The following is a 15,237-nucleotide window of genomic DNA, read 5'->3' as shown; positions in this document are numbered from 1 at the left end:
GGCGTCGAAATATAAGCAAGCACCTACGCCCCGGACACAAGCGCGGGTGGGCTGAAATGCATTTGGGAAGTTGCCTACTTCACGAAGAAACAGCGCCTACAGAAACAACCCTAATATCCGGTCATCTCCAGGTAACCCACCCCGCCGTCAAACTGCACCGGCCCTTCCCAGTACGGAATACTCAGGTTCATCCAGGCGTTCGGGTTGACGGCCTGGGTGGTGATATCCAGCTGTTTACCGGGAATCTTCAGCGACCAGCGTGTGGGAATGTGGCGTCCGTCGATCACCGTGGTGTCCAGCGGTGCCAGTTGGATGTCGGCGTTGTGCAGGGTCTGGGTGTGGCCTTCGCGGTCGATCCAGGTGCCGGTCAGGTAGGCCGCGCCGTCGGTTTGCCGCACGCGAAACAGCATCAACTGCTCGCCACGGTCCAGGTGCAGGGAGAACCAGTCCCAACCGGTCTGGCTGGCGGTCAACGGTTGGCTGCTCCATTCGCGGTCGAGCCAGGCCGGGCCGCTGACCTGATACGTCTTGCCGTCGATGCTGACGCTGCCTTCGGCAGTAAAGAACGGCTGGCTGTAGTAGTACGACGCCTGGCCCTGGTCGGATTTGCGGCTGTAGCCGTTGTCGCCTTGCAACACCAATGGCCGGCTGGAGGTCAGGCGCAGGTCGTAGGCAAATTGCGCACCGCTGGCCTTGAGTTGCATCGCCGCCAATGCGCTCGCGGCGCCGGGCTCGCTGGCGAAATTCCAGTCGTCGATCCAGGCGTTGAACGGCACTGCCTGCGCCCCGGCCTGGCCGACGCCGCCGCGGGCGAAGCGTTCGGCGGCGTAATGGCGAGTGGCGGAGGTGACCGCCGCGTGGCCGAACCATACGTTTGAATCGTGCCAGCCGGCTTGCGTCGGCCCGGCCTTGAGGGCGTTGCGAAACAGCGTCCATTGCACGCCGAACACATTGCCCTGGGCGTCCTTGAGGTTGGCGGTGACGTACCACCACTCGATACGAAAGCCATCGTGGGGGCCGTGATCCTCGGGAAAGCTGAAGACCTTGCCGGGCAGCACCTGGGCAAAGTCGGCCGCGTCGCTGCCCAGGCCGGCAAAGCTTTCCTGTGGCGCGGGGACTTTGTCACAGGCCGCCAGCAGCAATAACGCGCACATCAACGACCTAATCTTCATGGGCAAACGTCCTCAACAAGTCCGCCGGACGGCTGCGATACAGCTGCCACAGCGGCCAGGCCGACGCCAACAGCGTGGCCAGCAGCGCCAGCCCGAGCAATTGTGCGAGCTGCCACGGGAACACTTGCAACGGCAGGCGCCAGCCAAACGCCTGCACGTTGATCACCGCATCCAGGCACCACGCCAGCAACAGGCCCAGCGGCAACGCCAGCAGCAGCGTGAGCACCGCCAGCAGCCAGGTTTGCGCCAGGTTCAGCAGCATCAATTGCCGCCGCGTCACCCCCAGCGCCCACAGCGGAGCGAGTTGGCCGAGGCGGCTTTGGCTCTGGGTCAGCAGGCTGATGAACAGCGCCACGCCGGCCACGCCCAAGGTCAGGCTGTTGAGCGCGGCGGTGGCGGCGAAGGTGCGTTCGAACACCTGGCTCGACCACCCCTTGAGTTGCTGTTGATCGACGATACGGCTGTCTTCCAAGGCAAAGGCGCGCTGCACTTCGCCCACCAGCGGCGCCACGTTTTCCGGCAACACCCGCAGGTTGAAACGCGCCGGCGTCAGTCTCGACCAGTGGGCCAGCAGGTGCCGGGCGTTGACCAGCACGTGGCCCTTGGGGTTGCCGTAATCGGCGTACACCCCCACCACGGTGGGCGACCACACACCGTGCGGCGTGGGAATACTGACCGTGTCACCCAGCGTCACGCCGAGCCGCCGCGCCAGTTGTTCGCTGAGCATCAGGGTCTCGCCTTGCTGCAACTGGTCCCACGGCGCGCTCGCCGCTTCCAGCAACGGCCAGTGCTGGCGATAGGTAGGGTCGTCGACCACGCCAAACAGATCCGCCGGCCAGCCCTGTAATTGCACCGCAACCTGCCAGGTAGGCAGCACGGTTTGCACCAGCGGTTGCTGCGCCAGCCAGGTGCTGAGTTGCTCGGCCTGGGCCGGGTTTTGCGGGTTGAGGTACAGCTCGGCGGTGAGGCGTTGCTCCAGCCAGTTATTGAAGGTGTGGCGAAAGCCCGAGGTCATGGAGCCCGCGCCGATATTCGCGGCCAGGGCCAACAGCAGCGCCATCAATGCCAGGCTCAAGGCCGGTAATTGTTGGCGGCAGTCAGCCAGAAACCACTGGCCGAGTACCGAACGGCTGCGCCCCAGCAGCGCCTCCAGCAAACCGTTGAGCAACACCGGCAAACCCAGGGCGGCGCCGAGCAGCAAGGCCGCCATCAACACAAAACCGGCAGCCAGGCTGTCGCCCAGCCATAACGCCAGCAGCGCGATCAGTAAGGCCGTCGCCGCCACCCAGCCCTGGCGGCGCAACCAGCGCCCATGGGCCTCGTGCCAGGCCTGGGCATTGGCCAGCGCCAGCAATGGCAGGCGGGCCGCGCGCCATAGGCTGCTGGCGCCGGCAAGCAAGGCGCCGAGCAAGCTCAAGCCCAACCCTGCCACCCACCACCCTGGGCTCAAGCTCAATTGGCCCGGCACCTCGGCGCCATACAAGCCACGCAGGCTGGCAGCCACATCCGGCAGCAGCAGGCTGGCCAATAGGTAACCGCTGGCGACGCCGAGCACGCCCCCCACTATCGACAAGGCACCCAGCTCCACCCCCAGGCCGAGGATCAACATCCGCGCACTCACGCCGCAGGCGCGCAATGTGCGCAACAGCCCGCGTCGCTGCTCCAGGGCCAGGCCGATGGCCGCGTGCACAATAAACAGCCCCACCACAAAGGACAGGAAGCCCAGCGCATCAAGGTTCAGGTGAAAGCTTTCGGTGAGCCGCGACAGGTTGTTGTCTTCGCCCTGCTTGAGTTGCAGCTCGGCCGGCGGCGTGGGCTGGCTGGCGGCGTAAGCCTTGTCCACCAGCAAGCGCGACAGGCGCGCGGGCATGTCCAGCAATGGTTGGGCGAATCCAATATCGGTCAACAGCATGCCGGGCGCCATGTCCGGCTGTACCTGCAACGGCGGCAAGGTGCGCCCGCTCGTCGTCAGCGGCTGCTCACCGGCGTGCAGCTCCAGCGCCTGCAAGGTCTGCGGAGCGATCCAGGTGCGCCCGGGCGGCTCGAAGAAGACGAGCATCTGTGCCTGGCTCAAGCGCTGCCCCGCGACCACGCCACTGCCGGGCAACGACAGCGGGTCGATGCCCATCAATTGCAGGCGCTGGTCTTCATGCCCCTTGAGCACCACCCGCCCCTGCACCACCGGCGACACCGGCCACCCGGCGCGGCGCAATTGGGCAAACAGCGCCTGGGGGAAACTGGCGCCGTCCGGCGCACTCAGGCTGGCCTGGGGTTCGCCGCCGATCAATTGGCTGGCCCTGGCGTAGCTGTCACGCGCCTGGCTGTTCAGGGCCTGTACGCCGGTCAGCAGGGCGGTCGCCAGCCATAGTCCGGTCAGCACGCTGAAAAACTGTACGGGATGGCGCCGCCAATGGCTGAGCAACGCGCGCAAGGTCCACTGGAATACCGCCATCAACCCGCATCCGGGGCTTGCACATGCCCGCGCTGCAGCACCATCTGGCGATCAAGCCGTGCGGCAATCCGCGCGCTGTGGGTGACCATCAACAGGCTGGTGGGGGTGTCGCGCAACAGGTCCAGCAGCAATTGCAGCACGTCATCACTGGTGGCTTCATCCAGATTGCCGGTGGGCTCATCGGCCAGCAGCAGGCCCGGTCGCGACGCCAACGCCCGCCCCACCGCCACCCGTTGCTGCTGGCCACCCGACAGTTGTTCGGGATAGCGCTTGAGCAAGTCGCCAAGGCCCAGGCGCTCCACCAACTGCGCCTGCCACTGCGGATCGAAGCGTCCTGCCAGCCGCGCCTGGAAGGCCAGGTTGTCGTCCACGCGCAAACTGCCGATGAGGTTGAACTGCTGGAATACCAGGCCGATTTCCGTGCGGCGCCAGTGGGCCAGTTGCATTTCGCTCATTTGGTCGAGACGCTGCTGCCCCATGCGGATGCTGCCGCTGTCGACACGATCGAGACCGGCCACCAGGTGCAAAAGCGTACTTTTCCCGCTACCCGACTCGCCCATCAACGCCAGGCTGCTACGCTCAGCCAGGTGCAGATCAACGCCGGCCAGGACGGCCAGCGGGCCCTGCGCAGTGACGTAGCTTTTATGGACACCTTGCACCTGCAACATGGAATGCTCGCTCCTCAATGGACTGCCATCGAGGATAACGGCTGACCGCCCTCGCCACGCAAATTTTTCACATGCATTTCACCGGTTAACTACCGACCCGCGCATAAAGTGCCGACCAACTGCCAATAACGATCAACTTTTTAGTTGCCGGCACTGGCAACTTTTAACACACCGATTTTCAGCAAAAAGACAGCAACTGTATGACAGGCTCCTGCACCACTACGGGCGCACTCAGAGAGTTGCACCTGTTTGATAAAAAACGCTGCCTAACGTGTCGATGGTGAACAACGTGGTTAACCTGACCCTGACCAAATCGCGCTCATACCAAGCCCGGGCCAAACGCTTGAAGAAGCTCTGGCTGGGCATGGCAGTGGCTGCCTTCTTCGGGACCTTACTGGTCGGCTACCTGGCCTGGCCGCTGTCACCGACGGACCTGGGCGTAGGCAATCGCCTGCTCACCTCAGGCTTGCTCGCCAGCTGGCGCGACGGCAATGTGGTTGTGCTTGTGCGCCATGAAGAGCGCTGCGACCGCTCGTCAAACCCCTGCTTCGGCCCCGCTGATGGCCTGACCATCCACGGCACCCAGCAGGCCAAGGAAATCGGCAAAGCGTTTAAAACCCTGGGCATGGAGAGCGCTGACATCCTCAGCAGCCCCACCACCCGCACCGCCCAGACCTCGCAGTTCATGTTCGGCAAGACCCTGCTCTCCCCAGGCCCGCTGGCGATCTGCGGCGACGCCATGGGCGAAGAAATCCTCAGCCACAAACAACCCGGGCGCAACCTGGTGCTGATCACCCACAGTGCCTGCATCAATGACTTCGAACAAGCACTCGGGTACCCCCATGCGGTGACCGCCGAGTACGGTAGCGCGCTGTTCGTGGAGGTGCTGGGCAACGGTCACTTCAAGACCCTGGGCATCATGAACAGCGTGGACTGGCCAGCGGCAATCAAGCAACTCTAGACAATTTTTTACATATACAAGGCGCAGGTGTTCAGCCAAACGACAGCCAACTTCTGGCATGTTTAGTCGCGCCTGTTAGTTAAGGACGTCATGACTATTTTCAGCGACTTAGTGAACATTGTGAGTCTTTGTACTACAACTTTCCTACATCCATTTCCCTCCCTTAGACGTCAAGGAGCGACGTTCGCATGACCCGAATAAAACCTCTGCCCTTACTGCTGCTGGCGATTGCCGCGTTTTATCTCCTGCCTCTTGGCCTGCACGGTTTATGGGTACCCGACGAAACCCGCTACGCCCAGATCAGCCAGGAAATGCTCACCAGCGGCAACTGGGTGGCCCCGCATTTCATGGGCCTGCGCTACTTTGAAAAACCCGCCGCCGGCTATTGGCTGATCGCGCTCGGCCAAGCGGTGTTTGGGCAGAACCTGTTCGGGGTGCGGATCGCCTCAGCGCTGACCAGCGGGTTGAGCGTGCTGCTGGCCTACCTGATCGCCCGCCGCCTGTGGAACGACCCACGCAAAAGCTTCGCCTGCGCCCTGCTCTACCTGAGCTTTGGCCTCGTAGCCGGGCAAGCCAGCTACTCCAACCTCGATCCGCAGTTCACGTTCTGGGTCAACCTCAGCCTGGTAGCGCTGTGGTTTGCCCTCGACAGCCGCACCGTGCGGGCCCGGCTGGGAGCCTGGGCGGTGCTGGGCGTGGCCTGCGCCATGGGCTTCATGACCAAGGGCTTCCTGGCGTGGCTGCTGCCGGTGCTGATTGCCGTGCCGTACATGCTCTGGCAGCGCCGCCTGGGTGAATTGCTGCGTTATGGCCCGCTGGCGATTGGCGTCGCGCTGCTGATCTGCCTGCCCTGGGTGTGGGCGATCCACGTGCAGGAACCGGACTACTGGCGCTTCTTCTTCTGGCATGAACACATCCGCCGCTTTGCCTCCGACAATGCCCAGCATGCGCGACCGTGGTGGTTCTTCCTGCCGATCATGGTGGTGGCCTGCCTGCCGTGGTCGGCGCTGTTACCCAATACCCTGCTCAAGGCCTGGAAAGAAAAACGTCAACCGGCGATGGTCTTCCTCGCCCTGTGGATGCTGCTGCCGCTGGGCTTTTTCAGCCTGAGCAACGGCAAGTTGCCGACCTACATCATGCCGTGCCTGCTGCCGCTGGCCTTGTTGATGGGGCATGCCCTGATCGACCTGATTCAACAACGCAAAGCACGCGCCCTCTGCCTCAACGGCGTGCTCAACTTCGTGATCGGCATGGTCGCGATGGTGGCACTGATTTATCTGCAACTCACCAGGCCGCTGTACGGCAATAGCCACGCGGAGATGTTCAGCCTGTCGCTGACCTTTATCGTGCTGCTGGGCTGGATTCTCTCCAACCTGCTGCAAGCCGTGCGCCCGCTCACGCTATGGGCAATGCCGGCCCTGGGTATCGGCTTGCTGGTGGTACTGCTGCCGGTGGGCATGCCCGAGTTCGTGGCGGATAACGAAATGCCCGACCAGTTCGTGTTGGAACACCTGGACGACTTGCAGCAAACCCAGGCATTGCTGAGCAATGAACTGGAATCGGCCTCGGCCCTGGCCTGGCGCCTGAACCGCACACAGGTGACGCTCTATAACACCGAAGGCGAGCTGCGCTATGGCCTGCAATACCCCGACTCGGTGCACCGCAAGGTCGGGCTGGACGATGTCCAGGCCTGGCTGGCCGATGCCCGTAAACAGGGTTCGGTGGGGGTCCTGATGCGTGTCCGGAGCACCAGCGAACACATTGAAGAGGGGCAACTGCCGCCCGGTGGCAAACGCTATCGCAAGGGCGACCTGGTACTCACCCTCTATCCGCAATCCCCCTAGGAACCCACCATGACTTTCTGGAAAACCGAGCGCGGCGCCCTGTTGCTATTGCTGGGCGTGTCGGCCTTGCTCCTGCTGCTGGGCCTGGGCAGTCGCGATCTGTGGGGACCGGAAACCCGTTGGGCCAATATCGCATTGCAGATGCTGCAAAGCGGCGACTACTTCGACCCCTACCTCAAGGGAGCGCCGTACTACGACAAGCCCCTGCCCTCCTACTGGCTGATCACCGCGTTTGCCAACCTGATGGGTGGCCTGGGCCCGTGGTCGCTGCGCCTGTCCTCGGTGATCGCGGCATGGCTGAGCATCTGGCTGGTCTACCTGATCGGCGAGCGCCTGTTCCGCAAGGGCACCGGGCTGATTGCCGGCTGGATGCTCGCCACCACCTTCTACTTTCTGTTCTGGGCACGCGTGGCCACGGCGGATGTGCTCACCGTGTGTGGCGTACTGGCAGCGGTGTGGTGGTACTGGCGCGGGCCGGACGACACACGCCTGGGGCGCTACACGGTATTTTTCCTGTTGCTGGCGGCGACGTCGCTGTTCAAAGGCTTGATCGGTTTTGTACTGCCGGGCCTGGTACTGCTGCCGCACTTGCTCAGCGAACAGCGCTACAAACGCCACCTCAACCTGCGCCTGGTGCTGGCGCTGCTGATCGCTGCGGCGTTCTACGCCATCCCGTTCGTGCTGTCCCACCTCTACGGTGCGCCGACTTACGGTGAAAGCGGCCTGGCGTTGGTGTTCCGCGAAAACGTGGTGCGCTTCTTCGACCCGTTCGACCATATGGGGCCGATCTACACCTACCTGATCTACCTGCCCGCCTACACCCTGCCTTGGGCCCCATGCTGGCTGCTCGGCCTGTGGCTGGCCGTGCGGCACTGGCGCCAGACTCCCCCCAATGTGCGCTGGCTGGTCTGGGGCCTGGGCCTGTTGTTTGTGTTCTTCACCGCCAGCGGTAGCCGACGCAGCTACTACGTGTTGCCCCTGGTGCCCTTCGCGCAGTTACTGGCGGCCTGGTGGGTGAGTGAGCGGCTGGCGAAAAAACCGGCGAGCTGGCCGCGTTGGCAAAAAGGGTTTGCCGCTGCGGCCCTGTTGATGCTGCTGGTATTGGGCGTGGCGTATCCCTGGACCAACGGCAACGGCGGCGTGACCCGTTTCGTCAAGGACGTTCAGGCCCAGGCCATCAAGAGCGCCCCCTGGAACCAATGGCAAATGGTATTGGTGGAGGTCGACAACAAACTGCCGATGTACCTGCAAAACCACGGCAAACCGTTCTACTACGTAGCCGAGACCCAGGACTTCCCGCGCCAGGGCACCAGCGCCGAGTTCATGGCCTGGCTGGAAAAAACCAGCGGCCAGGGCTTCGACGCGCAGCATACGATCATCATCGCGCAGTTCTCCAAGGAAGATCCCACACCGCTGGCTTACCTGGGCGCGGATCACCAGGTGATCACCACCCAGCCGGACAATGGCGAGCGCTTGTTTCACACGCGTTCGGGTGGCAGCGTAGCGTTTATCCCACAGGGGCAATAACCGAACCTGGTGCGCGCCTGCCTTTAACCTTTTGGCAGGCTCGCAGCATGAATAAACGCCTCATCCAGGCTTGCAGCGTCATAGGCGTTCATGAAGCCCTCAGCATCAGTGAAGCGGTTGAAACGCCGCTGACTCAGCATGTAGAAGTCATCGCAGTGGGCAACGATCTCATCGACGTTATGCGATGAAACCAGAATCGCGACACCTTCCGCGGCAGCCCCTTCCAGGCATTTCCAGATGTGATAACGAAACTCGGGATCCACACCTGCCGTGGGCTCATCCAGTATCACCAGATCAGCGTTAACGGAGAGCAGGGACAAGGTAAAAAACCATCGCTTTTCTCCGTAACTGCAAAGAGACGATTTCTTTTCCCATATTTCACAATAGCGTTCAGCTATCCCCGGGCTCCATTTTTCAATTTTTTCCAGCGCGTGCTTTTGTGTGACCTGTGTATCAGAACAAAAAAGCATCATCATTTTAAAAACATCAAACATTCGCAGCACCGGCGGCGTCGTAATGATTTGTGATAGATAAAGCAACTTCGAGAACGAATTGGATATCTCACCGGAATTGGCTTTTTTCAGACAACACACCGCGTCAAAAAAAGTCGTTTTTCCAGAACCATTAGGTCCCAACAAGCCTGAAATTGAACCGGGACCGACCGTCAACGAGGCGTCTTCAAGCACCACATGCTGCGCATATCCGATACCCAGTGATTTTACGATAAGCCGTCTCATCAATAGCGACTCCACACTGGGTTAATAAGTAAAAAACGGATCAACATCAAAAACGAAATAACAAAAAGGCAAACAACCACCCTAACGAGGAATGCGCATTCAGCGACCCCCAGTGACATTATCTGGTTTGCCCACCACATCGGATTAAAATAGCGGATCACTTCAAACACGCGATGAGAGGCGTTCGCGCTGACAACTCCCAGCACCAGCATCAGGAATGAAAATATAGAAAAAACCGTATTTGTATTTTGAAACCCCATTGGAATCAACGTCAGCAGAAGCGAAGGTACGGAAAACAAGAGAAAGCAGATATAAAACCGCCCAAGCACAACAAAAAACTCTGTAACGTCCATTACGCCAAAATAGTTTCTCGTGAACACATAAAAAACAGAACAATAGATAACCGACATTACAGAATAGGCAAAAAACTGCCCCAAAAGAAAGATTGTTTTTGTGCGCCGCGTATAGACAAAGGATCGTAGAAACCCACTCTCCCTTCTCCCCACTATATAAAATGCCAAGCCAAACAGAGCAACACTCGACGATACGAACGCATAAAACCACGAGGTATTATCCAGATAACGCTGAGACAGCGTACCCTCCCCCACCCTGGCATAGGCGATCAAATAGAACGTAACCGCCGGGGATATAACGATCCAAAATAAAGCCACGGGCTCTTTTAACTGTTCTTTAATAAATAGACCCGCCAACAATAATGGCTTAAGCAAGGGGTAATATCTCATCACTCACCTCATGGAAACGGCACCATTTTTTCCAAGCGAGACTGCAGTATCGCGCCCGCAAACTCCTTGGAGTATTTATTGGAAAAATTTATATTCTTCGAATTATTCATATGAAGGAAAAGATCGGGCGAAACATACTTACTGAAAACACAACCAACACCATTAACCATAGAATGTCTTGCATAAAAATAACCTAAAATACCCTGATCATTTAAAACGGACAAAAAGCCGGACAACGTAAAACCTGCTCGTGAGGCATCTCTCTTTTCCTCAGCAACAACCTGTACATCAGTGATATCCCGATACGTCTCATACACATTGCAACTCAGAAAATATCGCAGATAATAATCCTCAACCTTCTCTTCATCAGAACCGATAGCCTTAAACAAATCCATAAATCGATAAGTTTGCCATAGTTCAAGTATTGATTTTTCCAGTGCATCGCCAGCCATCGCTGCATAGGACATCCCTGCACAATAGTTCACATGATGCCCCCCCTTGTTTCGGCCATAGACAACCAATATACAAACACCCGGAAACCGAATGTCAGAAATATCAAAAATCGAGAGCTCTCCAGCAGAGATGAGAGCGTTGTATAAATGCCTGATTTTTTTTTGCGACAATAGTTCGAACGCTCGACCTGGGGGCACTATGGAGTGACATTTTTTTGTCAACCAAAACTTGACAAGGAATTGCCGTTCAAGGTACTCCTTTACCGCACCTAGAAATGCAAAGTTTGGACACCAATGAAAACTACATCCACAGGTATCCCTTAGAGGATAAATGAAGTTATCATCCTCGAGTCTATGCGAAGAAAGAGAAATACAAATAGTAGGAATGAAGCATGTAGAAAAATCTAGAGCTCTCACCACCTTACTCAAAGTAAATTTATGATTTTCAACCTCTCGAATAGATACGCTTTTAGACGCTGTCTGGATAAAAGCACCGACAAAGCTATCAACTTCCGCATCCCTCAACGACTCATTGAGAAACCCCTGCTTACTCGAAAGAATCTCTCTGTAAAAATGACGACGTTCAAAATACTCACCTAACGCCGTTTTGATTGAGTTCGAACCTTCTCCCACGCCTGACCCATTGACCGACAGGGCGTCGGACACCTCTACAGAATTTGGTAACGCTAGCAATCCTGCGGGCTGAAACAGCAATGATCCAGGCAGATCTGGCTTCTGCATAGAATTAATAACTTTCATGCTGCACACCTATAAAGTGAACACACATAGGAAAGAACAAGGCGGGATTTAAACCCAAAATCTTACAAAGCATAGAGTCCGTATACGCCGACCAAAGTCGGCATGCCAACCCCATAGATTTAGCTTGGAGTTCCACCAACATGTAGATCGAACCAATTTCCATGAGCGCCATTCGGTAGCCACGATACCGATACTTGAACACGCTCTTCGGCATATAGACAACATAAATCAGTGCCAAGCTGGGACTACCAATATTATTGGGGGGAGCTAGTATGGCGGCTTTGAGTTCTTCAAGATCGGTCTCAACCTGCATCACTTCAAACTTTCTAGACTTTGGGAGTAGATGCAAAATCTTTCCCGCACCTGGCCAAGTACTAGGCTCCTCAGAAAGCGAACAAAGGAAAACTTCGGCGGGGTAAAGTGCCCCACCACTTGGATAGCCTCTCTTGTAAGTATGCGCATTCATTGACAGCAACGGACTAATTAATTTTTCGACCTGTGCAAACTCTAACGCCCCCGATACAAATCGATCACAAGATTCATTTCGACGTAGCAACCCTTCTCTATTTTCAGCGGAGATTTTTAATTCAACTGTCAAATCCATATCAGGATAGAGAACCAGTTCATTCCCTGTTAATTGTGCAAGGCATCTCTCATCTAAAAAATGCAAACTGGTATGTTCTTGAAATGCTTTATGAATCGTAAAATTTCCCTTACTATGAAATTCGAGCACTTCATCATAGACTGACATTTCTATAAACCTGAGATAATAATCATGCGGAACATTTTTCATACTGCCGCCCCCAAGCAATCACACATATACCAGTGCGAGTTCGACTCCTCGAAAATCCTCCCATCGCTTAACTGGAGATATGTTACATATAAAATATCATCCTGATATTTACGCGCCACACCAATCTCAGTGAAAAACTTAACCTTCCTAATTATAGCGCCGATTACAATCATTTCTTGATAAAGACTTAGCGCCTTGAAAGGGATACTTACATGTTTATCCTTACAAAATGCCAGAACGCTCGCCCAATTATTCTTAGAATGCTTAACAGACTGATCATTGGCCAGTCTGTCAACGGTGCAAAAATGGCAAGGATTTCCTATTTCTGCGATATAAGGCTGCCCTATACAAAAAAAACCGCCCATCGGCCAACAAACGCTAATAGCACTTTGCGGTGAAGCTTTCGCCAGCTCAAAATGCAGCTTCTTAATAGAGTTATAGTCATAAAATTGACACACCAACACCACAAAGCATCGGCTTCCCCTAACGGATTCAACTACGTCACCTGAAAACTCTTTAAACTCTAAAATCCCAGACAACTGCTGCCTGAAAATCTTTTCAAAGCACCTCCTCTTCCTCAGAGAATGCACGATTACCGTCTTTTCGAAATATATTTCCTCAACCGATCTAAATGGAATAATCCCCTTCAAAAACTCAAATGCACTGTCAGCCTCCAAACCATTTTCAGATAGCACCTCGTCAACTTCATCCTTCGTCATCCAACTCGACAACTTAAGCTGCCGAAGTGCTTTCAGCAGTGGCTGCGAATGTACCTTTGAGACGCCCATGTCAGATATGACTAAGCTTTCCGTTTCGAAATTCAAGATTTCATAGTTAGGTATACTTATATTCATCGCGCAATCCCCTATAGAGGTTTTCTAGCATCCGCTGGAAAACCTCGTTAAGTGGGTAACTGTTAGATTTACTCATTCGCAGGTGGTTGCTCGACTATTGAATTGTGGCACCCCCCACTGCCGCCGTTACATCCCCCCCCACCACCACATCCTCCACTTCCACCACACCCGCCTTGGCTTCCTGATGCGCCAGCGTTACCTACATACGGATTGAACCCATACTCATTATCGAAACTAAAAAACATCATTCCAAACTCTTCATCTTTCATCTCAACTCTCCTGATATCACACAAACATTATTTTCAATCACTTATTAACAAGTGACGATAGCAATCTAGACCCAGCTTAAAAAAAGCGCAACTTTCCCAAGTTCGCCTTGTAGGAAAAGGAACCACATATCTTAGGAATTTTCTTTCACGATAATCAGAACGCCAACAAGCACGCACGAAATAAAGATGTGCTACCCATACTAGATATAAATATTTAACCCACATAAAATTAATAACTTACCAAATCTCAATCGACACCTATAAATCTTTTAAAGCCAAGAAAATTTGTAGAACACAGAACAAATCAAACGAACCTCACAAGAAAATCCGACATACGGTCTTACTTCAAGTATCCGGCAAGAAATAGGTCGACCGCCCTTTGCCGCTGCACACAGGACTCACCCGCATTGGTCTACAACCTCACCAACTCCTGCATTTTTCGCTTTTCCGCACGGAAGAAACGCTCAAGAAAGTGTACAAGCTGGGGCTTGTCGGCGGTCAGTTGGGGGGGGCTGGCTGGGCTGCCGAATTTTTCCCGGACTTGCTATTCGGCGGCAGGACACATACCGGCGTCGGCCCCCGTTACTGCTAGTCCGCCTGGTATTTGCGCTTCACCGGTTGCTTCAACGGCAGGTCCAAGCAGGTCTGGCAATAGCCACTTCGCCGCGTTGCGAAAGGTTTGAGCTATAGACGTTTTACCAGCAACCGATTAAACGCCCTCAGCCCCCCAGCCTGCTTCTCCGGCATCAACTGAGTACGTGGAGTTCAAGCTCGGCCTGCCTTCGCCTAAGAACAATGCCTCCTGCTCGACGAGGCAAAAGCCAGCGTCCGCGAAGCCCCGCGTCCCACTGTGAAACGATGAAATCGATGTAGGACATCAGCTATATCTGTCCGCTGCCGAGTGACAAACACTCCATCAATAAACAATAATTATGCTTAATATCAAATAGTTACGCATCGTATTGAGCACTGCGGTTTCTTCTACAGCGCAAATGGCCCTGAGGAGCGTCGAATTAATGGCGTTATTTATATGGCAGATTGTGTCCCTTGTTTCCGCCGCACACCTGGGCCCCGGCGCCCACGCCAGGGCGCCCGTTGAGGTTTTCGACATCAAGGATGAAAAATGGCTATGAGTCTGCCGCGCCGTATCAACACCATGGAGAACCCGGTTTTTTACGCCGAATTGGGCGAGTTGATCGCAACCAGCGGCCACGCCGCATTCGCCGCCCATCTGTGGCAGTTGGTGGACCAGTGGGTACCGATCCACGGTGCCGAGCTCAATGAATGGACCCTCGACGAACAGCACGGCCGCGTGCTCGACATCCAGCGATTGGGCCGCGCCGGGCAGAGAAATGAGCTTTCTCCCGCCCACACCCTGCCCCCACTGAACGAGCATCCGCTGCTGCGGGACATGCTCGACATGCAGGACCCATTGCTGATCCAGATAAGGGCCCGCGCCGACCGCTCGCACCAGTGCAGCCTGGTGTCGCGCCAGGGTGATCGACGCTATGTGATTTCGTTGTACCGTCCACCGGCCCAGCGCGGATTTTCCCTGGCCGAGCTGTCGTTTCTCAAGTGCCTGTCAGACACCCTGTTACCGCTGATGGAGCGGCATGCACAATTGCTGCGCCAGGCTGCGCCCCCCGAGCGCGAACCGGCGCACACCCTGCTGGAACACTCGCAGTTGCAGCGCGAGTTCGACAAGCGCCTTTCCCTCAGCGATATCACCCTATCGGCCCGTGAGCAGCAGGTGTGTCTCGGCCTGTTGACCGGCGGCACCGTGCCGCAAATGGCAGAACAGCTCAGCGTGAAAAACAGCTCGGTCGAAACCTACCTCAAGCGCGCCGCCGCCAAGCTGGGCGTCAGTGGCCGGCACGGGTTGGCGAAATGGATGATCGGCGCCTGATGCGCAAGCCGATGCTTACCACAAGCGGCATGGCCTGAAGCCTTGCGCGCTGGCCTCGGGTGGCGGTCGCAGCCGCTCCCGCCCCCGCCCCCTCTCCCCC

Annotated in this window: 12 protein-coding genes; 4 read left to right on the top strand and 8 right to left on the bottom strand. The window is 56.4% G+C overall.

Going from position 1 to position 15,237, the window contains the following annotated elements; genetic code table 11:
* Positions 1-110: 110 nt before the first annotated feature.
* The 3 genes from A7317_RS19355 to A7317_RS19345 are packed head-to-tail and all read right to left on the bottom strand — an operon-like array spanning position 111 to position 4,292.
* Positions 111-1,172 (bottom strand): lipocalin-like domain-containing protein, encoded by a 1,062-nt coding sequence (locus A7317_RS19355; protein ID WP_069076624.1) that lies wholly within the window; start codon positions 1,170-1,172, stop codon positions 111-113.
* Positions 1,162-3,624, bottom strand: a complete 2,463-nt coding sequence (locus A7317_RS19350; RefSeq protein WP_069076623.1) for an ABC transporter permease — start codon at positions 3,622-3,624, stop codon at positions 1,162-1,164. The genes A7317_RS19355 and A7317_RS19350 overlap by 11 nt, the downstream gene beginning before the upstream one ends.
* Positions 3,624-4,292: an ABC transporter ATP-binding protein gene (locus A7317_RS19345; RefSeq protein WP_069076622.1), complete on the bottom strand. Its 669-nt coding sequence runs from the start codon at positions 4,290-4,292 to the stop codon at positions 3,624-3,626. Before A7317_RS19345 ends, A7317_RS19350 begins: the two co-directional genes overlap by 1 nt.
* A 277-nt stretch (positions 4,293-4,569) precedes the next feature.
* Here A7317_RS19345 and A7317_RS19340 point away from each other — a divergent pair, with 277 nt between their 5' ends.
* The 3 genes from A7317_RS19340 to A7317_RS19330 all read left to right on the top strand — a co-directional run bounded on the left by A7317_RS19340 (position 4,570) and on the right by A7317_RS19330 (position 8,624).
* Positions 4,570-5,253 carry a histidine phosphatase family protein gene (locus A7317_RS19340; protein ID WP_069076621.1) on the top strand — a complete coding sequence of 228 codons (684 nt, stop codon included), beginning with the start codon at positions 4,570-4,572 and terminating at the stop codon, positions 5,251-5,253.
* A gap of 188 nt (positions 5,254-5,441) precedes the next feature.
* Positions 5,442-7,097 (top strand): lipid IV(A) 4-amino-4-deoxy-L-arabinosyltransferase, encoded by a 1,656-nt coding sequence (arnT, locus tag A7317_RS19335; RefSeq protein WP_069076620.1) that lies wholly within the window; start codon positions 5,442-5,444, stop codon positions 7,095-7,097.
* 9 nt (positions 7,098-7,106) lie between these two features.
* On the top strand, positions 7,107-8,624 hold the full coding sequence (locus A7317_RS19330) for an ArnT family glycosyltransferase (RefSeq protein ID WP_024076383.1): 1,518 nt from the start codon (positions 7,107-7,109) through the stop codon (positions 8,622-8,624).
* A gap of 23 nt (positions 8,625-8,647) precedes the next feature.
* Here A7317_RS19330 and A7317_RS19325 read toward each other — a convergent pair whose 3' ends face one another.
* Genes A7317_RS19325 through A7317_RS19305 form a run of 5 tightly spaced genes read right to left on the bottom strand, consistent with a single transcriptional unit; the run spans position 8,648 to position 12,962 of the window.
* A complete protein-coding gene (locus tag A7317_RS19325) occupies positions 8,648-9,361 on the bottom strand; it encodes an AAA family ATPase (RefSeq protein WP_024076384.1) in 714 nt (237 codons plus the stop codon).
* Positions 9,361-10,104, bottom strand: coding sequence for an ABC transporter permease (locus A7317_RS19320; RefSeq protein ID WP_069076619.1), 744 nt, complete (start codon positions 10,102-10,104; stop codon positions 9,361-9,363). Before A7317_RS19320 ends, A7317_RS19325 begins: the two co-directional genes overlap by 1 nt.
* Before the next feature lie 8 nt (positions 10,105-10,112).
* Entirely contained in the window at positions 10,113-11,315 is a 1,203-nt protein-coding gene (locus A7317_RS19315) for a YcaO-like family protein (RefSeq protein ID WP_069076618.1), read from the bottom strand.
* Positions 11,302-12,066: a SagB/ThcOx family dehydrogenase gene (locus A7317_RS19310; protein WP_335716474.1), complete on the bottom strand. Its 765-nt coding sequence runs from the start codon at positions 12,064-12,066 to the stop codon at positions 11,302-11,304. The genes A7317_RS19315 and A7317_RS19310 overlap by 14 nt, the downstream gene beginning before the upstream one ends.
* Before the next feature lie 38 nt (positions 12,067-12,104).
* Positions 12,105-12,962, bottom strand: a complete 858-nt coding sequence (locus A7317_RS19305; RefSeq protein ID WP_069076616.1) for an McbB family protein — start codon at positions 12,960-12,962, stop codon at positions 12,105-12,107.
* A 1,398-nt stretch (positions 12,963-14,360) separates the two neighbouring features.
* Between A7317_RS19305 and A7317_RS19300 the strand changes: the two genes are divergently transcribed.
* Positions 14,361-15,137, top strand: coding sequence for a helix-turn-helix transcriptional regulator (locus A7317_RS19300; RefSeq protein WP_069076615.1), 777 nt, complete (start codon positions 14,361-14,363; stop codon positions 15,135-15,137).
* Positions 15,138-15,237 lie beyond the last annotated feature (100 nt).

The organism is Pseudomonas fluorescens (assembly GCF_001708445.1).
In the GTDB taxonomy this organism is placed as follows: Bacteria; Pseudomonadota; Gammaproteobacteria; order Pseudomonadales; family Pseudomonadaceae; genus Aquipseudomonas; species Aquipseudomonas gorinensis.
This window is presented reverse-complemented; position numbering and strand designations above follow the sequence as displayed.

What these genes read in the sequence shown, in the direction of transcription:
- A7317_RS19355 (WP_069076624.1), bottom strand. Translation starts at nt 1,172, where the DNA reads ATGAAGATTAGGTCGTTGATGTGCGCGTTATTGCTGCTGGCGGCCTGT.
- A7317_RS19350 (WP_069076623.1), bottom strand. Translation starts at nt 3,624, where the DNA reads ATGGCGGTATTCCAGTGGACCTTGCGCGCGTTGCTCAGCCATTGGCGG.
- A7317_RS19345 (WP_069076622.1), bottom strand. Translation starts at nt 4,292, where the DNA reads ATGTTGCAGGTGCAAGGTGTCCATAAAAGCTACGTCACTGCGCAGGGC.
- A7317_RS19340 (WP_069076621.1), top strand. Translation starts at nt 4,570, where the DNA reads ATGGTGAACAACGTGGTTAACCTGACCCTGACCAAATCGCGCTCATAC.
- arnT (WP_069076620.1), top strand. Translation starts at nt 5,442, where the DNA reads ATGACCCGAATAAAACCTCTGCCCTTACTGCTGCTGGCGATTGCCGCG.
- A7317_RS19330 (WP_024076383.1), top strand. Translation starts at nt 7,107, where the DNA reads ATGACTTTCTGGAAAACCGAGCGCGGCGCCCTGTTGCTATTGCTGGGC.
- A7317_RS19325 (WP_024076384.1), bottom strand. Translation starts at nt 9,361, where the DNA reads ATGAGACGGCTTATCGTAAAATCACTGGGTATCGGATATGCGCAGCAT.
- A7317_RS19320 (WP_069076619.1), bottom strand. Translation starts at nt 10,104, where the DNA reads ATGAGATATTACCCCTTGCTTAAGCCATTATTGTTGGCGGGTCTATTT.
- A7317_RS19315 (WP_069076618.1), bottom strand. Translation starts at nt 11,315, where the DNA reads ATGAAAGTTATTAATTCTATGCAGAAGCCAGATCTGCCTGGATCATTG.
- A7317_RS19310 (WP_335716474.1), bottom strand. Translation starts at nt 12,066, where the DNA reads ATGTCAGTCTATGATGAAGTGCTCGAATTTCATAGTAAGGGAAATTTT.
- A7317_RS19305 (WP_069076616.1), bottom strand. Translation starts at nt 12,962, where the DNA reads ATGAATATAAGTATACCTAACTATGAAATCTTGAATTTCGAAACGGAA.
- A7317_RS19300 (WP_069076615.1), top strand. Translation starts at nt 14,361, where the DNA reads ATGAGTCTGCCGCGCCGTATCAACACCATGGAGAACCCGGTTTTTTAC.